This is a genomic window from Variovorax sp. LARHSF232, assembly GCF_052871435.1.
Genome location: NZ_JBIXJS010000001.1, coordinates 648,233 through 671,819, shown reverse-complemented (window position 1 = coordinate 671,819; position 23,587 = coordinate 648,233). Strand labels below are relative to the sequence as shown.

Genomic DNA, 23,587 nt, shown 5'->3' with positions numbered 1-23,587 from the left:
CGAGATTGTCCCTCCAGAATCGTTAAAATGAATGACTTCTGAAGCTTTTTTCGATGGCTCACCCACTGGACAACCTCGTGATCACCGGCGCCTGCGGCGGCCTCGGCCGCGCCTTGGCGTCGGCTGCGCTGGCGCGTGGCGCCAAGGTGTCCAAGGTCGCGTTGGTGGGCCTGGACCGTGGCGTGCTGGAGACACTGGCGGCTTCTGCGCCACAGCGTTGCGCGATCTACACACCCGATGTGAGCGACGGCGCCGCCATGCAGGCCATGGCCGGCGACTGGATGGCGCGCTTCGGCGTGCCGGATGCGGTGATCGCCAATGCCGGCGTGGCCGGTGGCTTCGACACCGCGCAAGCGGCCGACCTGGCGGTGTTCAGGCGCATGCTCGAGATCAACCTGCTGGGCGTGGCCGCCACCTTCCAGCCCTTCGTGCAGCCAATGCGCGAGCGCGGCCACGGCGTGCTGGTCGGCATTGCCAGCATTGCCGGGCGGCGCGGCATGCCCGGCAATGGCGCCTACTGCGCCAGCAAGGGTGGCCTGATCCGCTATCTGCAAAGCCTGCGCGCCGAATTGCGGGGCAGCGGACTCACCGTGTGCACCGTGAGCCCGGGCTACCTGCGCACCCAGCTCACCGCCGGTAACCAGTTCCTGATGCCGGGCCTGATGGGGCCCGAGACCGCGGCCGAGGCGATCCTGCAGGCGCTGGCCAAGGGACGCGAGCAGCTGGTGCTGCCGCGCCGCGTCGGCTGGCTCTCGAACCTGCTCGAACTGCTGCCCGAAGCCTGGCATGACGCCATCCTTTTGCGGCAGCCCCGCAAACCTCGCCCCGGTGAAGCGGGTGCCACGGCCATTCCCGGCCTGGGCGCCGCGGCCCCGGGCGGCGCAGCCAGTGCCGCCGATTCACCGACCGAAACGATCGCGCGCTGACAGCGCGCGGTCCGTCGTCTTCCCCTGGAGCCTTTCGTGCCCCCTCCCGTGTCCGCACTCGTGCCTACCCACCAGCAGATCGCCCTGATCGGCGCTGGCCCGTCCGGCCTCGCCGGCGCGCGCAACCTGCACAAGCTGGGCATTCCCTTCCAGGGCTTCGAGGCCCACAGCGACGTCGGCGGCTTGTGGAACATCGACAACCCGCGCAGCACGGTCTATCAGTCGGCGCACCTCATCTCGTCCAAGCGCACCACGGAGTTCAAGGAATTCCCGATGTCCGATGGTGTGGCCGACTACCCCAGCCACACCGAGCTGGCCCGCTACTTCAGCGACTTTGCCGAGCACTTCGGCCTTCGCCAGCACTTTCGCTTCAACACCCGCGTGTTGCGGGTGGAGCCGGTTACCGAATGCGCCTCCACCTTGTGGCGAGTGAGTGTGGACGCCGGCAATGGCCGCATCGAAACGGCCGACTACAAGGGCGTGGTGATCGCCAACGGCACCCTGTCCGAGCCTTCCATGCCGCGCTTTCCCGGCTACTTCGACGGCGAGCTGCTGCACACCAGCGCCTACAAGGAGGCCAGCCTGTTCACCGGCAAGCGCGTGCTGGTGGTGGGGGCCGGCAACAGCGGCTGCGACATCGCGGTCGACGCGGTGCACTACGCGAAGAGCGTGGACATCTCGGTGCGCCGCGGCTACTACTTCGTGCCCAAGTACATCTTCGGCAAGCCGGCGGACACCCTGGGCGGCAAGCGGCCGCTGCCGGCCTGGATCAAGCAGAGGCTGGACGCCAAGGTGCTGCAGTGGTTCACCGGCGATCCGGTGCGCTTCGGCTTTCCCAAGCCCGACTACCTGATGTACGAGTCGCACCCGGTGGTCAACTCGCTGATCCTGCACCACATCGGCCATGGCGACATCGGTGTGCGGGCCGACATCGAGCGCCTGGCGGGCGACACGGTGCACTTCAAGGACGGCAGCGCGCGTGACTACGACCTGGTGCTGTGTGCCACCGGCTACAAGCTGCACTACCCCTTCATCGACCGCACCTGGCTCAACTGGCAGGGCATGGCGCCGCGGCTGTACCTCAATATCTTCGCGCCCGGCTTCGACAATCTCGCGGTGCTGGGCATGATCGAGGCCAGCGGCATCGGCTGGCAGGGCCGCTACGAGCAGGCCGAGCTGCTGGCGCGCTATTTCAAGGCGCAGGCCGATGGCAAGCCCCAGGTGGCGGCGCTGAAGGCGGCCAAGACCGGGCCCATGCCTGATCTATCGGGTGGCTACCAATACCTGAAGCTCGAGCGCATGGCCTACTACGTCAACAAGGACGCCTACCGGCGGGCGGTGCGCGACGCTTCGGCCAGGCTGGCCTGAGGCCGCGCCTTCTTTCCCATCTTCCACATCACCAGGACGCGCCATGCTCCCTGTCGACGAAATTCGGCTGAACTTCAATCCGGCCTCGCTGGTGCTGCTCAACGTGGTGCTGGGCTTCCTGATGTTCGGCATCGCGCTGGACACCCGCGTGGCCGACTTCAAGCGGGTGGCGCGCATGCCGCTGGCGATGGCGGTGGGCATCGCGGCGCAGTTCATCGTGCTGCCGGCGCTCACCTTCGGCCTGACCCTGCTGCTCAAGCCCGCGCCCAGCATTGCGCTGGGCATGATCCTGGTGGCCTGCTGCCCGCCGGGCAATGTGTCGAACATCCTGACGCACCGTGCCGGCGGCAACGTGGCGCTGTCGGTATCGATGACGGCCATCTCCAACCTGATCTCGATCGTGGTGATGCCGCTCAACTTCGCCTTCTGGGGCGGCATCCACCCCACGGCCTCGGCCCTGCTCAAGACCATTGCGCTGAATCCGGGCGAGATGGTGCTGCACATCATCGCCATCATCGGCTTGCCATTTGTGCTGGGTCTGTCGATCGCGCACTTCTTTCCCACCCTGACCGGGAAGGTGAAGAAGCCGGTGCGCATCCTGAGCTTCGCGTGCCTGATCGGATTCATCGTAGCGGCCATCGCGGGCAACTGGCGCTACTTCCTCGACTACGTGGGCCTGGTGCTGCTGGCGGTGGCCTTGCATGATGCGCTGGCTTTCGCCACCGGCTACGCCTGCGCCTCGGCCACCCGCCTGGCCGAGTACGACCGGCGCGCCGTCAGCTTCGAGGTCGGCATCCGCAACGCGGGCCTCGGGCTGGTGCTGATCTTCAGCTTCTTCGGTGGCCTGGGCGGCATGGCGGTGGTCGCCGGTGTCTGGGGTTTCTGGGACATCATCGCCGGCCTGGTGCTGGCTGCCTGGTGGGCACGCCGGCCGCTTTCATCTTCTTCCTCATCCGCCGCGCGTTCGGCCTGACTCCGCTCTCCCTCCCTATGGATATTTCTTCGCCCCTGCCGCCACGGCGCGTGCTGATTACCGGCGCCGACGGCTTCCTGGGCCGCACCGTGGTGTCGGCCCTCGCGCATCTGCCCGACATCGACAGCGTGGTGGCGCTCGACGTGCGCGAGGTGCCGACCTCGCGCCGCGTTCCAGGCGTCACCTACATGGTGCAGGACGTGCGTGCGCCCGGCCTCGCCGACACCATGGCGCAGCATTCGATCGATGCGGTGGTGCACCTGGCCGCCATCGTCACGCCGGGCGCCGGCAGCAACCGCGAGTTCGAGTATTCGGTCGACGTGCTGGGCACCCGCAATGTGCTCAAGGCCTGCGTGGCCGCCGGCGTGAAGCATCTGGTGGTTTCGTCCAGCGGCGCCGCCTACGGCTATCACGCCGACAACCCGGCCTGGATCGACGAAGACCAGGCGCTGCGCGGCAACGAGAGCTTCGCCTATTCGCACCACAAGCGCCTGGTCGAGGAAATGCTGGCCGACTACCGCCGCCGCTATCCGAAGCTGGAGCAGACAGTGCTGCGCATCGGCACCATCCTGGGTGAGCGGGTCAACAACCAGATCACGGCGCTGTTCGACAAGCCCCAGATCCTGGCGATTCGCGGCAGCGACAGCCCCTTTGTCTTCATCTGGGACGAGGACGTGACGGCCTGCATCGTCCACGCCATCAAGACCGGCCGGGCCGGCTGCTTCAACGTGGCCGGCGACGGCGCGCTGACCCTGCCGCAGATCGCGGCGCTGCTGCACAAGCCCTTGCTGTCGCTGCCGGCGCCGCTGCTCAAGCTGGCCCTCGCGGTCGGCACGCGCCTGCGCATCAGCCGCTACGGGCCGGAGCAACTCGACTTCCTGCGCTACCGGCCGGTGCTGTCCAACGAACGGCTCAAGACAGAATTCGGCTACGTGCCGCGCAAGACCAGCCTGGAGGCTTTTCTCGCCTTCAAGGCGGCGCGCAAGGTGCGAAGCCGCCAGGGCACGCTGATGCTGGCTTGAGCACGCCTGCGCGGCAGGCAGGCCGCAGTCCTGTCACGGCATTCGCGCATTGATCTTCTGCCTTGAATCCAGCACGGGCAAAATGGCTTGATGGACACCTTTTCATCTTCCTCGAAGCGAGAAATCGCCGCCTGTGCAGCACGCCTCGTGGTGGAAGAGGGGCTGGAATACGGGCCGGCCAAGCGGCGCGCGCTGCGCGAGCTGGGCCTGCCGGCGCGAACGGCGCTGCCCAACAACGATGAGCTCGAAGCGGAAGTACGCGACTACATCCGCCTGTATTGCGCCGACACGCAGCCTCAGGAACTGCATGCCCTGCGCGTGCTGGCACTGGAGTGGATGGAGCACATGGCCGCATTCAGGCCGCACATCGGCGGGGCGGTCTGGCATGGCACCGCCACCCGCTTGTCGGACATCTACATCCAACTCTTCTGCGACGACCCGAAGTCGGCCGAAATCGCCCTGATCGACCACCACGTCGACTATGAGCCGCGCATGGTCACGGGCTTTCATGGCGAGCAGGTGGAGGCGCTGAGCCTGCATGCCCGCAGCCAGGAGTTGGGCGAGGAGGTCGGGGTGCACCTCATGGTCTATGACCTGGACGACCTGCGTGGCGCGCTCAAGCCCGATTCGCAAGGCCGCGCGCCGCGTGGCAACCTGGCGGCCTTGCGCCGCCTGCTGGAAAAGGACAACTCTCCCTCATGAACGACAACAAGCCCGCTGCGCCGCCGAGCAATTCTTCCCGCCGGATCTGGCTGTATGGCGCCGCCGCGGTGCTGGCCGCCGCCGCTGGCGCCGGGGCGGCCTGGTGGAAGCAGCGCCCGGCCGGATCCGGCGGTGGAGAGCCGCTTGGCGCCGCCTTCTGGAACAAGCGCTTCGAGCGCCCGGACGGCGGCGAACTGGCCTTGGCCAGCTTGCGCGGCAAGCCGCTGCTGCTCAACTTCTGGGCCACCTGGTGCGCACCTTGCGTGGAAGAAATGCCGATGATCGACCGCTTCTTCCGCGAACAATCTGCCAACGGGCTGCAAGTTGTCGGCTTGGCCATCGATCAGCCTAGCGCGGTGCGCAAGTTCCTGCAGCGCACGCCAGTCTCCTATGCCATCGGGATGGCGGGCCTGGATGGCACCGAACTGATCCGCGAGCTGGGCAATACGGGTGGCGGCCTGCCCTTCACCTTGGCGGTGACTGCCGAAGGCATTGTTGCAGACCGTAAAATGGGGAAGCTCGAGCAGGCCGACCTCGACGCCTGGCGCCGCGTATTTTTTCACGGTTAGAATCCGACGCCTGCACTCAAGCATTTGGCGCCTGTACGCCGAAGTTCGCCGATTTTCAGGCGAGTTAATTCTAATAATCGGCTCTCTGCCGGCGATGGAGTCCCATGGATCTGCGCAAACTCAAGACACTGATCGACTTGGTGTCTGAATCCAATATTTCCGAACTGGAAATCACCGAAGCCGAAGGCAAGGTTCGCATCGTCAAGGGCGGCACCGCTGCGCCAGCTGTCCAGTACGTGCAAGCGATGCCCGCGCCTGCCGCGATCGCGCCCGTTGCCGGCGCCGTCGCAGCACCCGCCGCCGGCGCACCGGCTGCAGCCCCGGCCGCCCAGCAAGGCCACGTGGTCAAGTCGCCCATGGTCGGCACCTTCTATCGCTCGTCCAGCCCGGGCGCTGCACCCTTCGTGGAAGTGGGCGCGCAGGTCAAGGAAGGCGACACGATCTGCATCATCGAGGCCATGAAGATCCTCAACGAGATCGAGGCCGACAAATCCGGCACGATCACCCAGATCCTCGGCGAAAACGGCCAGGCGGTCGAATACGGCCAGCCGCTGTTCATCATCGAGTAAGCATGTTCAAGAAGATCCTTGTCGCCAACCGCGGCGAGATTGCCCTGCGGATCCAGCGTGCTTGCAGCGAGCTGGGCATCAAGGCAGTCATGGTCTATTCAGAGGCCGACCGCGAAGCCAAATACGTCAAGCTGGCGGAAGAGGCGGTGTGCATCGGCCCGGCGCCGTCCACGCAAAGCTATCTGAACATGCCAGCCATCATCTCGGCGGCCGAAGTCACGGATTCCGAGGCGATTCATCCAGGCTACGGCTTTCTGAGCGAGAACGCCAACTTCGCCGAACGGGTGGAGCAGAGCGGCTTCCAGTTCATCGGCCCGACGCCCGACAACATCCGCACGATGGGCGACAAGGTCTCGGCCAAGCAGGCCATGATCAAGGCCGGCGTGCCTTGCGTGCCCGGCTCCGAAGGCGAGCTGTCGGACGATGCCGCCACCAACAAGCGCATTGCCCGCGCCATCGGCTACCCGGTGATCATCAAGGCAGCGGGCGGCGGCGGTGGCCGCGGCATGCGCGTGGTGCACACCGAGGCCGCGCTGGTCAACGCCATCCAGATGACCAAGGCCGAGGCGGGGGCCGCATTCAACAATGCGGCGGTGTACATGGAGAAGTTTCTCCAGAACCCGCGCCACATCGAAATCCAGGTGCTGGCCGACAAGCACCGCAATGCGGTCTACCTGGGCGAGCGCGACTGCTCCATGCAGCGGCGCCACCAGAAGGTGATCGAGGAGTCGCCCGCGCCCGGCATCCCGCGCAAGCTGATCGAGCGCATCGGCGAGCGCTGCGCGGCGGCCTGCAAGAAGATCGGCTACCGCGGCGCCGGCACCTTCGAGTTTCTCTACGAAGACGGCGAGTTCTATTTCATCGAAATGAATACCCGTGTGCAGGTGGAGCACCCGGTGACCGAGTTCACCACCGGCATCGACATCGTGAAGACGCAGATCATGGTGGCGGCGGGCGAGAAGCTGCCCTTCACCCAGCGCCAGATCGAGATGCGCGGCCACGCCATCGAGTGCCGCATCAATGCCGAAGACCCTTACAAGTTCACGCCTTCGCCGGGCCGCATCACCATGTGGCATCCGCCCGGCGGCCCCGGCGTGCGCGTGGATTCGCACATCTACACCAACTACTTCGTGCCGCCCAACTACGACTCGATGGTCGGCAAGATCATCGTCTACGGCGACACTCGCGAGCAGGCCATGGCCCGCATGCGCACCGCGCTGAACGAGACGGTGGTGGAAGGCATCCAGACCAACATCCCGCTGCACCGCGAGCTGATGGTGGACGCCAAGTTCATGAGCGGCGGCACCAACATCCACTACCTCGAAGAGTGGCTGGCAGCGCACAAGCGCTGAAAGCAGAAAGAGCGAGGCCACCCGTGTTCGAACTGCGCCTTCTCGCGCCCGAAGACAAGATCGAGATCGTGGGCGAGGCGCTGGATGCGCTCGATGCCCTGAGCGTCTCCGTGGAAGACGCGGATGCGCAGACCGATGCCGAGCAGGCGCTGTTCGGCGAGCCCGGCATGCCGCCGCCCAAGGAGGGCTGGCAGCGCTCGCGCGTGATCGCCCTGTTTCCGGACGAGACCTCCGCGCGCGAAGCCGGCACGGTGCTGTCGGCGCAGGATTTCTTCGAGGGCTGCGAGCTGGTCGGCGTGGCCGACGTGCCCGAGCAGGACTGGGTGCGGCTCACCCAGTCGCAGTTCGCCCCGGTGGACATCACGCCCGAATTCTGGATCGTGCCCACCTGGCACGAGCCGCCCGCGGCGGCCAGGCAGGTGATCCGGCTCGACCCGGGCCTCGCCTTTGGCACCGGCACCCATCCCACCACCCGCATGTGCCTGCGCTGGATCGCCGCCCAGGCAGATCTGGCCGGCCGGCGCGTGCTCGACTACGGCTGCGGCTCCGGCATCCTGGCCATCGGCGCTGCCAAGTTCGGCGCCACCGACATCGACGCGGTGGACATCGACGAGGCCGCGGTGGAGTCGACCCGCCTCAACGCCGATGCCAACGGCGTGAAGCTGAAGGCCGGCTTGCCCGAGGCCGCGCGCGGCAGCTACGACGTGGTGCTGGCCAATATCCTGGCCACGCCGCTGAAGGTGCTGGCGCCTTTGCTGTGCCAGCACGTGGCGCCCGGCGGCGCGCTGGTGCTGGCCGGCATCCTGGCGCGCCAGGCCGACGAACTCAAGGCGGCCTACGCGCCCTACATGCAGCTCGAAGTCAGCGACAGCGAAGAGGGCTGGATCCTGATGACGGCGCGCCGGTGAGCCCTGCTGCGGCTTTGGCGCGACGCCTGGCGCGAAGCCTGAGAAGAGGCGCCCCTACAATTTGCGCCACATGAGACTCGTCACCCGCTGCCCCGCTTGCGCGACCACTTTTAAGGTCGTCCGGGACCAGCTTCGCATCTCCGATGGTTGGGTTCGTTGCGGCCGCTGCAGCGAAGTCTTCGACGCCACCCTGGATCTGCACGAGACGGATGAAGAGGGCGTGCCGATCGTGCCGCCGCCGGCCTCGTTGGCCCAAGGCGCAGCATCGACGGCCGGTCTGCAACCCGGCCGGCCACAGGCACAGGAGAACCTGCTGCCCCCGTCCACCCTGGGTGCGGGCCTGCCGGCGATGAGCTGGCCAGCCGCCGATCTGCTCGACCTCGGCCCGAAGTCGCCGTCGCTGCCCACTGCGCCTGCTGCCGAGTCGGAAGATCCGGTTCCCATTCCCACGCTGGATGGCAGCGAGCTTGGCGAAGAGCCCTGGTTCGACGAGGTCGAATTCGACGCCAAGGCGAGTTCCGCGCCGCTGGCCGAGTCTGCTGCTGCGCTGGCTGCATCGCTGTCGGCATCGTCGTCCGCTTCGCCATCCGCGCGGCAGGAGCCCGGCTTCACGCCGTCGCTGACCGCGCCTTCGCCGATCGAGGAGGCGGTCAACGCCCAGCTGCAGAAGGCGCTGCGGCGCGAGCGCATCAAGGCATTGCGCAGCGAGCGCGCGCAGCAGAAAGAGCGCGAGCGCGCGGAACAGCCCGGCGCGCCGGCCGCGAAGGAAGAAGCCGCGCAGCCCGGCACGCCGGAGCCGGTGCCTGAAGCCCTCTTGCTGGAGGCGCCCTCCGCCCCCGTCGGCCTGGCCGACGAAACGGCGGATGCGCAGGGCGAATCATCCGGCCGCCTTCGCCGCGTGCTGATCGCCGCCGGCTGCCTGCTGGCCCTGGTTCTGCTGGTGCTGCAGGTGATGCGGCACGAGCGCGACACGCTGGCCGCGCGCGAGCCCCGCTTGCGGCCCGTGCTGCAGGCCCTGTGCGAGTGGAGCAGCTGCGAGATTTCCGCCCTGCGCCAGATCGGCGCCATCACCATCGACGGCGCCTCTTTCTCGCGCGAAAAAGAGGGCGATGGCTACCGCTTGGTCTTCACCTTGCGCAACGGCGCCCGCATCCCGCTGGCCATGCCCTCCGTCGAGCTCACCCTGCTCGACACGCAGGAGCGCGCTCTGGTGCGGCGCGTGCTGTCGCCGGCGCAGTTCGGCGCACCGGCCGTGCTGGGCCCCAATGCGGAGCGCAGCGCATCGCTGCCGCTGCAACTGGCGGGCAGCCAGGCCGAGGGCCTGGCGCCGGTCGCCGGCTACCGGTTGATCGCCTTCTATCCCTGAGCGTCGTTTTTTCGAACGCTTTCTCGTCGTCTGCACGACCCATCCAAACCATCTTTTCCATGGCTACTGTCATTTGCGGCTCCCTCGCCTTCGACACCATCATGACCTTCGAAGGGCGCTTCGCAGACCAGATCCTTCCGGATCAGCTGCACATCCTGAACGTGTCCTTTCTGGTGCCGGCGCTGCGGCGCGATTTCGGCGGCTGCGCCGGCAACGTGGCCTACAGCCTCAACGCGCTGGGCGGCCGCGCGCTGCCGATGGCTACCGTGGGCAGCGACGGCGTCGACTACCTGGCGCGGCTGCGCAGCCTGGGCATCTCGACCGAGTTCGTGCGCGAGGTGCAAGACACCTACACCGCGCAGGCGATGATCATGACGGACCGCGATAACAACCAGATCACGGCCTTCCACCCAGGCGCCATGCAGCAGGCGCACATCACCCGGATCCAGGCGCGCGACGACATTCGCCTGGGCATCATCTCGCCCGACGGCCGCGATGCGATGCTGTCGCACGCCGAACAATTCAAGACAGCGGGCATTCCCTTCGTCTTCGATCCGGGCCAGGGCCTGCCGATGTTCAACGGCGACGAGCTGGCCCATTTCGTCGGCCTTGCCGACTGGGTCACGGTGAACGACTACGAGGGCCGCATGCTTTGCGAGCGCACCGGCTGGGACAGCGCCGAGGTCTCGCGCCGCGTGCGCGGGCTGATCGTCACGCTGGGCGCCGAGGGCTGCGAAGTCTGGGAGCAGGGCCAGATGACGCGGGTGCCGGCGGTCAAACCCAAGGCGGTGATCGATCCCACCGGTTGCGGCGATGCCTGGCGCGGCGCACTGCTCTACGGCCTGGAGCAGGGCTGGCCGCTCGAGCGATGCGCGGCCCTGGGCAACAAGTTGGGCGCGCTCAAGATTGCGCAGCGCGGTCCGCAGAACTACGAAGTGAATGCGGCCGAACTCGGCCTTTGATCTGGAGCGCCAACAACAATAAAAAAGCCCGGCACCTCGCGGTGCCGGGCTTTTGCCTTTCAGCCTGACGCTGGATCAGGGCTTGCCAGCCGTCGGGAACGGCCAGGCTGCCTGAGGGTTCAGCGTCGTTTGCGCAGCAGGCGCGGGGGCAGGCGCGGCCTTGGGGGCAGCGGGTGCTTTCGCAGCTTTCTTCGCAGCGGGCTTTTTCGCGGCTTTCTTGGCGGCGGGCTTCTTGGCCGCTGCCTTCTTCGCGACGACCTTCTTCGCAACCTTCTTCGCTGCCGCCTTCTTCGCCGGCGCCTTCTTGGCCGCTGCCTTCTTGGCAACGACCTTCTTCGCGACGACCTTCTTCGCGACCTTCTTCGCAGCGGCCTTCTTCGCCGGTGCCTTCTTGGCCGCGACCTTCTTGGCCACAACCTTCTTGGCGACAGCCTTCTTCGCCGCGGTCTTCACGACCTTCTTGGCGACAGCCTTCTTCGCGGCGGTCTTCACGACCTTCTTCGCCACGGCCTTCTTCGCAGCGGCCTTCACGACCTTCTTCGCAGCGGCTTTCTTAGCCGGCGCTTTCTTTGCAGTTGCCATTTCTTTCTCCTAGATCAAGTTGAAAAATCAACCTTCCGAAGCACTTCACGTCTTTCTTGTGAGCTCGTGAAGTGATCCATGGGGTTGGGGACGGATCCCCAGCACCATGAACACCTGAGCCCCGGGCGCCGCACTCTGCCGGTGCATTGGGCGCCAAGGGCGATTCCTGAATACTTGTTTTCTTCTTGTTGAACGCGAAACTCAATCCCAAGAAAGGGCGCCACCCGACTGGTATTCGATCACTCGGGTTTCGAAGAAATTGCGCTCTTTCTTCAGGTCAATCATTTCGCTCATCCAGGGGAACGGGTTTTCCTCGTTCGGGAAGAGCGCTTCGAGGCCGATCTGCGTGGCACGCCGGTTGGCGATGTAGCGCAGGTAGCCCTTGAACATGGAGGCATTCATGCCGAGCACGCCGCGCGGCATGGTGTCTTCGGCGTAGCGGTATTCGAGCTCGACGGCCTTCTGGAACAGCGCCTTGATCTCGGCCTTGAACTCGGTCGTCCACAGGTGCGGGTTCTCGAGCTTGAGCTGGTTGATCAGGTCGATGCCGAAATTGCAGTGCATCGACTCGTCGCGCAGGATGTACTGGTACTGCTCGGCGGCGCCGGTCATCTTGTTCTGCCGGCCCAGCGCCAGGATCTGGGTGAAGCCGACGTAGAAGAACAGGCCTTCCATCAGGCAGGCGAAGACGATGAGCGACTTCAGCAGCGTCTGGTCGTTTTCGTGCGTGCCGGTGTGGAAGTTCGGGTCGCTGATCGCCTCGATGAAGGGGATCAGGAACTGGTCCTTCTCGCGGATTGACGCGACCTCGTTGTAGGCGTTGAAGATCTCCGACTCGTCCAGGCCGAGCGATTCGACGATGTACTGGTAGGCGTGCGTGTGGATCGCTTCTTCAAAAGCCTGGCGCAGCAGGAACTGGCGGCATTCGGGTGCCGTGATGTGGCGGTAGGTGCCCAGCACGATGTTGTTGGCGGCCAGCGAATCGGCCGTCACGAAGAAGCCGAGGTTGCGCTTGACGATGCGGCGCTCGTCTTCGGTCAGGCCGTTCGGGTCTTTCCAGAGCGCGATGTCGCGCGTCATGTTCACTTCCTGCGGCATCCAGTGGTTGGCGCAGGTGGCGAGGTATTTTTCCCAGGCCCACTTGTACTTGAAGGGCACCAGCTGGTTGACGTCGGTCTGGCCGTTGATGATGCGCTTGTCGGCAGCATTGACGCGGCGGGCCGCAACAGGCTGTGCGGCGGTGGGAGCAATTTGCGAAGTCGGCAATTCCATCGAGCGGCTGATCGGCGAGATCGGCGCAACGCTGTTCGATGAGTGCTGCAATCCTTGTTGCATGTCCTTTGACAAGGTGGGCTTGACTTCTTCGTCCCAGGTCAACATAAAAAATCCAATGCTCAAATTATGTGAGCAACGATGTGAGTTGAAAAGTGCTCGTCCACATCGCGCTCGATTATCTCGTTCTTATGTTGTTCGCATGCATCGCACTGTGTCAGGCGATGCCGCGAATTCACGTCGTATTTACTGGCAGGCCTCGCAGCCCGGATCGTCGATCGCGCAGAACTTGATGTCGGTCGCAGGCGTTGCATTCATCTGCGCTTGTGCAGCGGCCGCGGCGGCTTCGAGTGCGCTCATCTGCGGCGGCTCGCTGCCCGAGGACACGGCGTTGAGGCGCCCCGATTGCACGGTGGACTTCTCGGCGTGCGTGGCGCTGATGGTGCGCAGGTAGTAGGTGGTCTTCAGGCCGCGCAGCCAGGCCAGCTTGTAGGTGTCGTCCAGCTTCTTGCCCGACGCGCCCGACATGTAGATGTTGAGCGACTGTGCCTGGTCGATCCACTTCTGGCGGCGCGCCGCGGCTTCCACCAGCCAGGTGGTTTCCACCTCGAAGGCGGTGGCGTAGAGCGCCTTGATGTCCTGCGGCACGCGGTCGATCGGGCGCAGCGAGCCATCGAAGTGCTTCAGGTCCATCACCATCACGTCGTCCCACAGGCCCAGGCGCTTGAGGTCGCGCACCAGGTAGTGGTTGATTACGGTGAATTCGCCCGACAGGTTCGACTTGACCGACAGGTTGCCGAAGCAGGGTTCGATGGACGCGTCCACGCCGATGATGTTGGAGATGGTTGCGGTCGGCGCAATGGCCACGCAATTGGAATTGCGCATGCCGTCCTGCTTGATCTTCTGGCGGAGCTGCTCCCAGTCGAGCGAGGCCGAGCGGTCCACCTCGACATAGCCGCCGCGCGCCTTCTCGAGCAGTTCCAGCGTGTCCAGCGGCAGCACGCCCTTGTCCCACAGCGAGCCCTTGTAGCTCGAATAGCGGCCGCGCTCCTTGGCCAGTTCGGTCGATGCCCAGTAGGCGTGATAGCAGATCGCTTCCATCGAGCGGTCGGCGAATTCCACCGCTTCCTGCGAGGCGTAGGGAATGCGCAGTTCGTAAAGCGCGTCCTGGAAGCCCATCAGGCCCAGGCCCACGGGACGGTGCCGCAGGTTGGAGTCGCGCGCCTTCTTGACCGCGTAGTAGTTGATGTCGATCACGTTGTCGAGCATGCGCATCGCGGTGGAAATGGTGCGCTTGAGCTTCTCGTGGTCGACCGCGCCGTCCTTCAGGTGCTGCAGCAGGTTGACCGAGCCCAGGTTGCAGACGGCGGTTTCGGTGTCGCTGGTGTTCAGCGTGATCTCGGTGCACAGGTTGGACGAGTGCACCACGCCGGCATGCTGCTGGGGCGAGCGCACGTTGCAGGCATCCTTGAAGGTGATCCAGGGATGGCCGGTCTCGAACAGCATCGTGAGCATCTTGCGCCACAGGTCGCTGGCCGGCAGGGTGCGGCTGGGCTTGATGTCGCCACGCGCGGCCTTCTCTTCATAGGCGACGTAGGCGGCTTCGAAGTCGGCGCCGAACTTGTCGTGCAGGTCGGGCACGTTGCTCGGCGAGAACAGCGTCCAGTTGCCCTTTTCCATGACGCGGCGCATGAACAGGTCGGGAATCCAGTTGGCCGTGTTCATGTCGTGCGTGCGGCGGCGGTCGTCGCCGGTGTTCTTGCGCAGCTCCAGGAACTCCTCGATGTCGAGGTGCCAGGTTTCCAGATAGGTGCAGACCGCGCCCTTGCGCTTGCCGCCCTGGTTCACCGCCACGGCGGTGTCGTTCACCACCTTCAGGAAGGGGACGACGCCTTGCGATTCGCCGTTGGTGCCCTTGATGTGGCTGCCCAGCGCCCGCACGCGGGTCCAGTCGTTGCCCAGGCCGCCGGCAAACTTCGACAGCAAGGCGTTTTCCTTGATCGACTCGTAGATGCCGTCCAGGTCGTCCGGCACGGTCGTCAGGTAGCAGGAGGACAGCTGCGAGCGCAGGGTGCCGCTGTTGAACAGGGTGGGCGTCGACGACATGAAGTCGAAGGACGACAGCACCTCGTAGAACTCGATGGCGCGCGCTTCGCGGTCGATTTCGTTCAGCGCCAGGCCCATGGCCACGCGCATGAAGAAGGCCTGCGGCAGTTCGATGCGAGCCTTGCGCACATGCAGGAAGTAGCGGTCGTACAGGGTCTGCAGGCCCAGATAGTCGAACTTCAGGTCGCGTTCGGCCTTCAGGGCGCCGCCCAGCTTGACCAAGTCGTACTGCAGCAGCTTTTCGTCGAGCAGCTCGTTCTCCACGCCCTTCTTGATGAACTGCGGGAAGTAGTCGGCGTAGGTCTGGGCGCGCTCGGCGGGCATGACTTCGCGGCCGACGATCTCCTTGAAGATCGTGTGCAGCAGCAGGCGGGCGGTGGCGAAGGTGTAGTCGGGATCCTTCTCGATCAGCGTGCGGGCGGCCAGGATCGAGGCCTTGTAGACCTCGTCCAGCGGCACGCCGTCGTACAGGTTGCGCATCGTCTCGGCGACGATCGGCTCGGCGCTGATGGATTCGCCCAGGTCCGTGCAGGCCGATTCGATCAGGCCCTTGAGCTCGCCCAGGTCGAGCGCCACGCGCTCGCCGCGATCCAGCACGTGCAGGGTCGGCAGGGCCGGCGCTTCTTGCGGCTCGCCCTGGCGCACGCGCTCCTGGCTGCGGCGCTCGCGGTAGAGCACGTAGGCGCGGGCAATCTCGTGATGGCCGCCGCGCATCAGGCCCAGCTCGACCTGGTCTTGCACGTCTTCGATGTGGAAGGTGCCGCCGCTGGGGCGCGAGCGCATCAGCGCGCGCACCACGGCCTGGGTCAGGCCGTCGACCGTCTCGCGCACGCTGGCCGAGGCCGCGCCCTGGGTGCCGTGAACTGCCAGGAACGCCTTCATCATCGCGATGGCGATCTTGTTCGGCTCGAAGGGCACCACGGCCCCGTTGCGTCGAATGATCTGGTAGTTGGCGAGGGCGGCGCTGGTGGGCGAGCCGGCCACATCACGGGCCGGGGCCGAGGTCGGCACTTGGCGGGGCACGGCGGACGAAGGGTTCTGGACAGTTTGCATTCGGGGTCCTTATGAGCGACTTTTGTTGTAGGGGCGATGCCGCGGCACCGGCTTCGCAGGGGGCTGGCGACATCGTCAGCGGCCTGCGGTTCGCACACTATATATGGGGTCTGAGGGGGCCACAATCTACTACAGGTGGTGTTTTTCACCTTTCTTGACGCTGCACTGCAGCAGCCTTCCTGCAGCCCATCGGCGCGGGCACGCGCCAACTCTGGCTCAAGCAGCGCGAAGCCAGCAAGCTCGCGGCCTGCAGCCCGATTCAGGCCGCAAAGCCGCATGGTTGCTGGCATGGCCCTTCGAATCTTTTGACTGACAGTGTGGCGCCGCGTGTGCATCGGCGCCACGGGCGCGATTGAGAAAATTCAGCGTGCCAGCACGGCTTGCGGAAAAACGCGGTCCGGCCAGCCCAAGGGGCGGCGCAAACGATGCCAGTCGAAGCCGGGGCCCGGGTCCAGCTTGCGGCCCGGCGCGATGTGCTCGTGCCCGGCCACGTGGGCGATCGGATAGCGCTGCGCGATGGCCGGCAACAGGCTCTGAAGCGTCTCGTACTGCCCGGCTTCGAAGGCCTCGCCTTCCAGGCCCTCGAGCTCGATGCCGATCGAATCGTCGTTGCAGTTGTCGCGGCCGCGCCAGCACGAGGCACCCGCATGCCAGGCGCGCGCATCGCAGTCGACGAACTGCCACAGCGCGCCGTCGCGCCGCACATAGAAATGCGCCGAGACTTCCAGCCCGCGGATGGTCTGGAAGTAGGGATGCGCATCCCAATCGAGGGTGTTGCTGAACAGGCGCTGCACCTCGTCGCCGCCGTAGCGGCCGGGCGGCAGGCTGATGGAATGCAGCACGATCAGATCGATCTGCGCGCCAGCGGGGCGCGGCCCGAAATTGGGCGAAGCCTGCCAGCGGGCAAAGCGGTAGCGCCCGCCCTGCCAGAGCTGGGAAGCATCCGCACTATTCATCGGCGCCACTGGCGGTCGCGTCGTCGCCGTTCGGGGTGGTGATGCCCAGGCGCGCGATGCGGTAGCGAATCTGCCGCAGGCTCAGGCCCAGACGGGTCGCGGCCGCGGTGCGGTTGAAGCCGCTTTCCTGCAGGGCGCGCACGAGGATGTCGCGCTCCTGCTTGTCCAGGTAGGCCTCAAGGTCCGAGGGCAGCGCCGTGCGCGGCATGGGCATGGCAGCGACAAACTCCGGCGGCGCGGGGCGCGCCACGGCAACGGGTGCGGCATTCAGCGACGCGCGCGCTTCCATGGCCAGGCCATCCGGCTCGGTCGGCTCGAAATCCAGATGCAGTTCGTCGCCATCGGTGAGCGCGACGGCACGATGCAGCAGGTTCTCCAGCTCCCGCACGTTGCCGCGCATGGGATGTGCGGCCAGGCTGGCCAGCACCGACGCGGACAGCTGCGGCACCGGCATGCCGCTGTCGCGGGCAATGCGCGTCAGCAGGGCATTGCACAAGGCGGGCAGGTCGCCGCGCCGCTCGCGCAACGCGGGCACCGCGATCTCGATCACGTTGAGGCGATAAAAGAGGTCTTGCCGAAAGCGACCCGCCGCCACCTCGGCCTGCAGGTCCTTGTGGGTGGCGCTGACGATGCGCACGTCCACCGCGTCTTCCTGCGTCGAGCCGATCGGCCGCACGCTGCGCTCCTGGATGGCGCGCAAGAGCTTGGACTGCATGGCCAGCGGCAGGTCGCCGATTTCGTCGAGGAACAGCGTGCCGCCGCGTGCCGCCTGGAAGTAGCCGTCGCGGTCGGCGGCCGAGCCGGTGTAGGAGCCCTTGCGCGCGCCGAAGAACTCGGCCTCCAGCAGGTTCTCGGGAATGGCGCCGCAGTTGACCGCGATGAAGGGGCCGTCGCCGCGCTGGCTGCAGGCGTGCACCGCGCGCGCCACCAGTTCCTTGCCGGTGCCCGACTCGCCGCGCACCAGCACCGGCGCCATGCCGCGCGCCACCTTGGCGATGCGCGACTTGACCAGGCGCATGGCTTCCGAGTCGCCGACCAGCCGGTCCAGTGCCGCATCGCTGGTGCTGGGCGGCGCGCCGGTCTTGTCGCTGACAGCGTCGGGCAAGGCGGGTGCCGGCGCCTTGGCCGGCGGCGGCACCGCCTGATCGCGCACTGCGGAGGCGACCACCGCGCGGAACTGCTTCAGGTCGACCGGTTTGGTCAGGTAGTCGAAGGCACCGGCCTTCAAGGCTTCCACTGCGTTCTCGGCCGAGCCGTAGGCGGTCATCACCACGCAGCGCTCGCTGCGCTGTGCCTGCTGGATGCGATGCAAGAGCTCCATGCCCAGGCCGTCGGGCAGGCGCATGTCGGTGATCACCGCATCGAAGCGTTGCGCCTGCAGGGCCTGCCAGGCTTCGGCCACCGTGCCGGCGGCTTCCACGCGATAGCCTTCGCGCAAGAGCGTCAGTTCGTAGAGCGTGCGCAGGTCCGGTTCGTCGTCGACGACCAGGATCTGGGCAGGGCGTGCGGAAGGGGGCTGGGGGCTGTTCACGGTCTTTATTGTGTCAGCCGCCTTTCGGCGGGCGCGAAGGAAACATAAAACTCGTTGCCTTCCGGCCCATTGGCCGCCAGGGCACGGCGCTCGTAGCCGATGCTGGCGCCATGGCGCTCGCACAGCTCGCGGCAGATGAAGAGGCCCAGGCCCGAGGAGCGGCTTTCCGATGAGAAGAAAGGCTCGAAAAGATGGCGCTGCACCGCGCCTTCCAGCGGCGCGCCGTCGCTCCACACCTGCAGGTTGGCGCGGCCGTTCGGCGCGACGCGGGTGGCGACCTGGATCGAGCCTTCGCGATCGCCGGCATAGCGCGCCGCGTTGTCCAAGAGATTGACCAGGATGCGGCGCAAATGCTCCACGTCGAAGCGCACCGCGCAGCCGCTGGTGTCGAGTTGCAGCAGCACGCCCTGGCGCTGGCTCTGGTGCACCCACTCCTCGGCCAGGGTGCGCACCGTGCCGTCCAGCACCAGCTGCTCACCCAGCGGCAGCATCCGCTGCTGTCGGGCCCGCGAGACGTCGAGCACGTCATCCACGATGCGTGCCAGGCGCTGTGCGTTGTGCTGCACCATCTCGGTCAGCCTGCGGTGGCCGGGCTCCTGCAGATCTTCGCCCAGCAGTGCGCTGGCCTGGGTGATGGCGGCCAGCGGGTTGCGGATCTCGTGCGCCACGGCGGCCGACATGCGGCCCATGGCTGCCAGCTTCTCGGTGCGGATGCGCGCCTCCAACTCTCGCAGGTCCTGCAGGAACATCACGCAAAGGCCGTCGATGCGCTGGTCGATGGAGGGCGTGAGCCGCGTGCGCACGCGCACTTCGCGTGCCGACCCTTGAGCTTGCGCCACCGGGATCTCCTGCGACAGGCCCTTGCCGCGCGCGAAGGTTTGGCGCGCCAGCGCCGCCAGCGCCTGCCAGGCCGGCCGGGTGTCCAGGGCAAAGGGCAGGGCCAGCTTGGCCAGGCCTTGGCCCAGGATCTCGTCGGCCGCGGGGTTGGCGGCATGCACCTGGCCCTTGGCATCGATCACCAGCACGCCTTCGCTGAGCGTTTCGATCACCAGGTCATTCACCAAGGCATGCAGTCGGGCGGTGCTGCGGTTGCGCAGCGCGATGGTTTCCTCGCGCGCCAGCCGCAGGGCCAGCTCGTGCGCCAGCAGGGCCACGACGAAGAGGCCGGTGCCGGTGAGCGCCGCCTGGACGAAGCGCGTCGGCGAGTCGCCGCCCGATTGGACCCAATGCCAGCCGGCGTCCGCCAGCAGCAGCAAGGTGGCGGCGGCCGTGGTACCCAGGCCCACCGACACGCTGCCCAGCACCGCCGCCATCAGCACCGGCAAGGCAAAGAGCGGGGCATAGTTGATGTTGCCCACCTGCAGCAACTGCAGCAGGGCGAAGACCGACAGATCGATGCCGATGGTGGCAAGCCAGGCGCCGCCAAAGTGCGGGATCGGCGGCATCAGCCGTGCATAGCGCCACCCGAGCAAAGTGGCGACGAGGTAGCCCCCTGACAGCGCCAGCAGCACCGGCGGCGTGGCGGTGCCGATGCCGTAGGTGAAGCCCTGCAGCATCACCAGCACCACCGCGACGAAGCAGCGCGCCGTCATGAAGCCGCGCAGCAGGCGCAGCAGGGCGGCGCTTCGGATGCTGCCGCGACTGTCGAGCCCGCCCCAATCCGTCGCAGACTCGCCGCGCGACCAGAGCAAGCGGGTCATGCTGCCCCCACGCTCGGCACTGGCGTGTCCTCGCTGCGCCCCGAGGGGGCGCGAGCTTGCTTGGGGCGGCCCGGCGCTGCGCTCATCGATCGGCCTGTCGGTGCGCGGCGCAGCAGTACATCTTGCCGCCTGCGCCCGGCAGGGCATCGGCGGCCGGCAGGTGGACACCGCAGAGGGCGCAGCGCAGCATGGCCTGCGGCGGCGGCACGGCAGGCGGCGCGCTGGGCGGCGGCGGGGCGGCGCGCGATTCGTCCTGCCGGTTCGCGCGCCAGATCATGTAGGCGACCCACACCACCAAGAGGACCAGCAGGTACTTCATACAGCGCGATGCAGAACCACTTCGAGCACGAAGCGCGAACCCACGTAGGCCAGCAGCAGCAGGACGCTGCCCATATAGAGAACGCGCGTCGCGGCGCGGCCGCGCCAGCCAAAGCGCGCCCGGCCGATCAGCAGCACGCCGAAGGTGACCCAGGCGAGCAGCGAAAACACGGTCTTGTGGTCCCACTTCCAGGCGCGCACCGAGGTGCCGTAGAGCACTTCGCTGAACAGGAAACCGGCCAGCAGGGTGGCCGTGAGCAGCACGAAGCCGCCGCTGACGAAGCGGAAGGTGAGGCGTTCCAGCGTGAGCAGCGGCACGCCGCCGGCCGGCCCGCTGGCACTGGCCTGGCGGATCTGCTTTTCGGCGCGGCTCATCAGCCAGGCATGGATGACCGCCGCACCGAACAAGCCGTAGGACGCAATGCCCAAGGCCAGATGCAGCGGCAGCCAGGGCGAGGCGGACACATGCAGCGGCGTGCCGGGAAAGGCGATGGCCAGCAGCACCGCCAGCGCGCCCAGCGCGGGCAGCACGCGGCGCACACTCAGGTGCGGATAAAGCTGGCTCTCGACCGCATAGACGGTGAGCACCAGCCAGGCGGTGACCGACAAGGCCGGGGCAAAGCCGAAACGCGGCTGCCCGCCCGCCAGCCCGCAAGCCAGGGTGGCGAAGTGCAGCAGCCAGGCCAGGCCGAGCAGCCATTGGGTGGCCGATCGGTTCAAGCGGGTGGCAGCGGCGGCGGCGATCCCGTAGGCGGCCGCGGTGGCGATGCCCAGTGCCACGCCGAGTGGGGAGGGGCTCGCTAAAATCATCGCTCGGAGTTTAGCCGTACACCTCAGGCGCCCCGCTTGTCGGAGCGCGTCCCAGCGTCCCCCTCACCCCGCCCTGTTGTCGGGCAGCATCATGGCCACCGCCCTCACTGAAAAATTCTCCCGCCTCGTCAAGCAGATGAGCGGGCAGGCCCGCATCACCGAAAGCAACGTGCAAGACATGCTGCGCGAGGTGCGCATGGCCCTGCTCGAAGCCGACGTGGCGCTGCCCGTGGTGCGCGACTTCGTGGCGCGGGTCAAGGAAAAGGCGCTGGGCCAGGAGGTGCTGGGCTCGCTCAAGCCGGGCCAGGCCCTGGTGGGCATCGTCAACCGCGAGCTGGCGGCCACCATGGGCGAGGGTGTGTCTGACATCAACCTGGCGGCCCAGCCGCCGGCGGTGATCCTGATGGCCGGCCTGCAGGGCGCCGGCAAGACCACCACCACCGCCAAGCTGGCCAAGCATCTGATCGAGAAGCGCAAGAAAAAGGTGCTGACGGTCTCCGGCGACGTCTACCGCCCGGCTGCCATCGAGCAGCTCAAGACGGTGACCCGGCAGGCCGGTGCCGAGTGGTTTCCCAGCACGCCCGACCAGAAGCCGCTGGATATCGCGCGCGCCGCCATCGACCATGCGCGGCGCCATTTCTTCGATGTGCTGCTGGTCGACACGGCCGGACGCCTGGCCATCGATGAAGTGCTGATGAACGAGATCCGAGAGCTGCATGCCGCGCTCAACCCGGTCGAGACCCTGTTCGTGGTCGACGCCATGCAGGGTCAGGACGCGATCAACACCGCCAAGGCCTTCAAGGAGGCGCTGCCGCTCACCGGCATCATCCTGACCAAGACCGACGGCGATTCACGCGGCGGCGCGGCCTTGTCGGTGCGCCAGGTGACCGGCGTGCCGATCAAGTTCGCCGGTACCAGCGAGAAGATCGACGGGCTGGAGGTGTTCGACGCCGAGCGCCATGCCGGCCGCATCCTGGGCATGGGCGACATCGTGGCGCTGGTGGAGCAGGTCACGGCCGGCGTCGACGTGGCCGCGGCCCAAAAGCTCGCGGCCAAGGTCAAGAGCGGCGGCTTCGACCTCAACGACTTCCTGTCCCAGCTGCAGCAGATGAAGCAGATGGGCGGCTTGTCGAGCCTGATGGACAAGCTTCCGGCCCAGATGGCGGCCAAGGCCAGCGAGGCCGACCTCACGCGTGCCGAGCGCGACATCCGGCGCAAGGAAGGCATCATCAACAGCATGACGCCGCTGGAGCGCCGCAAGCCCGAACTGCTCAAGGCGACGCGCAAGCGCCGCATCGCCGCCGGTGCCGGCGTGCAGGTTCAGGAAGTGAACCGGCTGCTGGGCGAGTTCGAGCAGATGCAGGGCATGATGAAGAAGATGAAGGGCGGCGGCCTCATGAAGATGATGAAGAAGATGGGCGGCATGAAGGGCGGCCTGCCCGGCATGGGCGGCGGTGGCGGCGGTGGCGGCGGCATGCCGCGCTTCTAAGCAGATAGAGGACGCCCAAGAAAAAACCCGGCCAAGGCCGGGTTTCTTGTTCAGGCCAGTTCTAGGCGAACTCGGCCAGCGATTTCTTCATCTTCTTCATGGCGGCCACCTCGATCTGGCGGATGCGCTCGGCGCTCACGCCATAGTCGGCCGCAAGTTCGTGCAGGGTCATGCCGCCCGAGCCGTCGTCGTTCACCTTCAGCCAGCGCTCTTCCACGATGCGGCGGCTGCGCGGGTCCAGCGCCAGCAGCGCGGTGCTGATGCCGTCGCTGGACAGGCGATCGCGCTCGCGCGATTCGATCTGCGCGGTGGGTTCCTGCGAGGCGTCGGCCAGGTAGGCGATCGGGCCGAAGGCTTCGTCGCTGTCATCCGAGGGGCTCGGGTCGAGCACCACGTCGCCGCCCGAGAGGCGGGTTTCCATCTCCAGCACCTCTTCGCGCTTGACCTTGAGCTGGCTGGCCATCTGCTCGACCTCGGCTTCGCTCAGCGTGTCGCGGTGGGTGTCGGCGTCAATGGCAGCCGCGTCGGCCTTGAAACTCTGTTTCATCGAGCGCAGGTTGAAGAACAGCTTGCGCTGGGCCTTGGTCGTCGCGACCTTGACCATGCGCCAGTTCTTCAGGATGTACTCGTGGATCTCGGCCTTGATCCAGTGCATGGCGTAGCTCACCAGGCGAACGCCCTGGTCGGGGTCGAAGCGCTTCACTGCCTTCATCAGGCCGACATTGCCTTCCTGGATCAGGTCGCCGTGCGGCAGTCCGTAGCCCAGGTACTGGCGGGAAATGGAGACGACCAGGCGCAGGTGCGACAGGATCAGCGCGCCGGCGGCGTCCAGGTCGTTCTGGTCGCGCAGGCGGCGTGCAAAGCCCTGCTCTTCCTCGAGGGTGAGCAGGGGCAGCCGGTTGGCGGCCGAAATATAGGCGTCCAGATTGCCCAGCGGCGGCACCATCGCCCATGGGTTGGCGACGGCAAGCTGGTTGGCAGAAGCTCCAGACAGACTCATGAGGGAACCTCCTTCTTGGGTTTTCATATTAGCACTCGATTGGAGGGAGTGCT

21 protein-coding genes are annotated in these 23,587 nt (G+C 66.6%); 12 read left to right on the top strand and 9 right to left on the bottom strand.

All coding sequences use genetic code 11. The features are described from left to right. The first annotated feature begins 53 nt into the window (after positions 1-53). The 11 genes from ACIPRI_RS03260 (at position 54) to ACIPRI_RS03210 (ending at position 10,717) form a co-directional block, all read left to right on the top strand. Positions 54-926: an SDR family oxidoreductase gene (locus ACIPRI_RS03260; RefSeq protein WP_446588443.1), complete on the top strand. Its 873-nt coding sequence runs from the start codon at positions 54-56 to the stop codon at positions 924-926. Between the two features lie 36 nt (positions 927-962). Beyond that, entirely contained in the window at positions 963-2,294 is a 1,332-nt protein-coding gene (locus ACIPRI_RS03255) for a flavin-containing monooxygenase (RefSeq protein WP_446588440.1), read from the top strand. A gap of 43 nt (positions 2,295-2,337) precedes the next feature. Next, positions 2,338-3,267 carry a bile acid:sodium symporter family protein gene (locus ACIPRI_RS03250; protein WP_446588438.1) on the top strand — a complete coding sequence of 310 codons (930 nt, stop codon included), beginning with the start codon at positions 2,338-2,340 and terminating at the stop codon, positions 3,265-3,267. A gap of 17 nt (positions 3,268-3,284) precedes the next feature. Beyond that, entirely contained in the window at positions 3,285-4,289 is a 1,005-nt protein-coding gene (locus ACIPRI_RS03245; RefSeq protein WP_446588436.1) for an SDR family oxidoreductase, read from the top strand. 90 nt (positions 4,290-4,379) lie between these two features. Beyond that, positions 4,380-4,991 (top strand): hypothetical protein, encoded by a 612-nt coding sequence (locus tag ACIPRI_RS03240; RefSeq protein ID WP_446588434.1) that lies wholly within the window; start codon positions 4,380-4,382, stop codon positions 4,989-4,991. Then, positions 4,988-5,560 (top strand): TlpA family protein disulfide reductase, encoded by a 573-nt coding sequence (locus ACIPRI_RS03235; RefSeq protein ID WP_446588432.1) that lies wholly within the window; start codon positions 4,988-4,990, stop codon positions 5,558-5,560. The genes ACIPRI_RS03240 and ACIPRI_RS03235 overlap by 4 nt, the downstream gene beginning before the upstream one ends. A 104-nt stretch (positions 5,561-5,664) precedes the next feature. Next, positions 5,665-6,129: an acetyl-CoA carboxylase biotin carboxyl carrier protein gene (gene accB, locus ACIPRI_RS03230; protein ID WP_446588430.1), complete on the top strand. Its 465-nt coding sequence runs from the start codon at positions 5,665-5,667 to the stop codon at positions 6,127-6,129. A gap of 2 nt (positions 6,130-6,131) precedes the next feature. Continuing rightward, positions 6,132-7,481 carry an acetyl-CoA carboxylase biotin carboxylase subunit gene (gene accC / locus ACIPRI_RS03225; RefSeq protein WP_446588428.1) on the top strand — a complete coding sequence of 450 codons (1,350 nt, stop codon included), beginning with the start codon at positions 6,132-6,134 and terminating at the stop codon, positions 7,479-7,481. A gap of 23 nt (positions 7,482-7,504) precedes the next feature. Then, positions 7,505-8,389 (top strand): 50S ribosomal protein L11 methyltransferase, encoded by an 885-nt coding sequence (prmA, locus tag ACIPRI_RS03220; RefSeq protein ID WP_446588426.1) that lies wholly within the window; start codon positions 7,505-7,507, stop codon positions 8,387-8,389. 70 nt (positions 8,390-8,459) lie between these two features. Continuing rightward, complete coding sequence (locus ACIPRI_RS03215; protein WP_446588423.1) at positions 8,460-9,755, top strand: zinc-ribbon and DUF3426 domain-containing protein; 1,296 nt, start codon at positions 8,460-8,462, stop codon at positions 9,753-9,755. A 59-nt stretch (positions 9,756-9,814) separates the two neighbouring features. Further along, positions 9,815-10,717 carry a carbohydrate kinase family protein gene (locus ACIPRI_RS03210; RefSeq protein ID WP_446588421.1) on the top strand — a complete coding sequence of 301 codons (903 nt, stop codon included), beginning with the start codon at positions 9,815-9,817 and terminating at the stop codon, positions 10,715-10,717. Between the two features lie 75 nt (positions 10,718-10,792). On the opposite strand, the gene ACIPRI_RS03205 is transcribed toward ACIPRI_RS03210, so the two are convergent. The 8 genes from ACIPRI_RS03205 to ACIPRI_RS03170 all read right to left on the bottom strand — a co-directional run bounded on the left by ACIPRI_RS03205 (position 10,793) and on the right by ACIPRI_RS03170 (position 21,045). After that, a complete protein-coding gene (locus ACIPRI_RS03205; protein ID WP_446588419.1) occupies positions 10,793-11,299 on the bottom strand; it encodes a histone H1-like DNA-binding protein in 507 nt (168 codons plus the stop codon). 201 nt (positions 11,300-11,500) lie between these two features. Continuing rightward, complete coding sequence (locus ACIPRI_RS03200) at positions 11,501-12,679, bottom strand: ribonucleotide-diphosphate reductase subunit beta (protein WP_446588417.1); 1,179 nt, start codon at positions 12,677-12,679, stop codon at positions 11,501-11,503. A gap of 138 nt (positions 12,680-12,817) precedes the next feature. Then, positions 12,818-15,730 carry a ribonucleoside-diphosphate reductase subunit alpha gene (locus ACIPRI_RS03195; RefSeq protein WP_446588415.1) on the bottom strand — a complete coding sequence of 971 codons (2,913 nt, stop codon included), beginning with the start codon at positions 15,728-15,730 and terminating at the stop codon, positions 12,818-12,820. Between the two features lie 362 nt (positions 15,731-16,092). After that, on the bottom strand, positions 16,093-16,686 hold the full coding sequence (ampD, locus tag ACIPRI_RS03190; RefSeq protein ID WP_446588412.1) for a 1,6-anhydro-N-acetylmuramyl-L-alanine amidase AmpD: 594 nt from the start codon (positions 16,684-16,686) through the stop codon (positions 16,093-16,095). Continuing rightward, on the bottom strand, positions 16,679-18,217 hold the full coding sequence (locus ACIPRI_RS03185; protein ID WP_446588410.1) for a sigma-54-dependent transcriptional regulator: 1,539 nt from the start codon (positions 18,215-18,217) through the stop codon (positions 16,679-16,681). The genes ampD and ACIPRI_RS03185 overlap by 8 nt, the downstream gene beginning before the upstream one ends. A 5-nt stretch (positions 18,218-18,222) precedes the next feature. Continuing rightward, positions 18,223-19,917 carry a two-component system sensor histidine kinase NtrB gene (locus ACIPRI_RS03180; protein ID WP_446588407.1) on the bottom strand — a complete coding sequence of 565 codons (1,695 nt, stop codon included), beginning with the start codon at positions 19,915-19,917 and terminating at the stop codon, positions 18,223-18,225. An 82-nt stretch (positions 19,918-19,999) separates the two neighbouring features. Next, positions 20,000-20,236 carry a PP0621 family protein gene (locus ACIPRI_RS03175; RefSeq protein WP_446588405.1) on the bottom strand — a complete coding sequence of 79 codons (237 nt, stop codon included), beginning with the start codon at positions 20,234-20,236 and terminating at the stop codon, positions 20,000-20,002. Further along, the gene (locus tag ACIPRI_RS03170; protein WP_446588403.1) at positions 20,233-21,045 is read right to left on the bottom strand and encodes a cytochrome C assembly family protein; all 813 of its coding nucleotides are present in this window, start codon (positions 21,043-21,045) and stop codon (positions 20,233-20,235) included. The genes ACIPRI_RS03175 and ACIPRI_RS03170 overlap by 4 nt, the downstream gene beginning before the upstream one ends. A gap of 91 nt (positions 21,046-21,136) precedes the next feature. On the opposite strand from ACIPRI_RS03170, the gene ffh reads away from it, so the two are divergent. Continuing rightward, complete coding sequence (gene ffh, locus ACIPRI_RS03165; RefSeq protein WP_446588401.1) at positions 21,137-22,534, top strand: signal recognition particle protein; 1,398 nt, start codon at positions 21,137-21,139, stop codon at positions 22,532-22,534. A 61-nt stretch (positions 22,535-22,595) separates the two neighbouring features. On the opposite strand, the gene rpoH is transcribed toward ffh, so the two are convergent. Next, on the bottom strand, positions 22,596-23,534 hold the full coding sequence (rpoH, locus tag ACIPRI_RS03160) for an RNA polymerase sigma factor RpoH (protein ID WP_446588399.1): 939 nt from the start codon (positions 23,532-23,534) through the stop codon (positions 22,596-22,598). Positions 23,535-23,587: the final 53 nt, after the last annotated feature.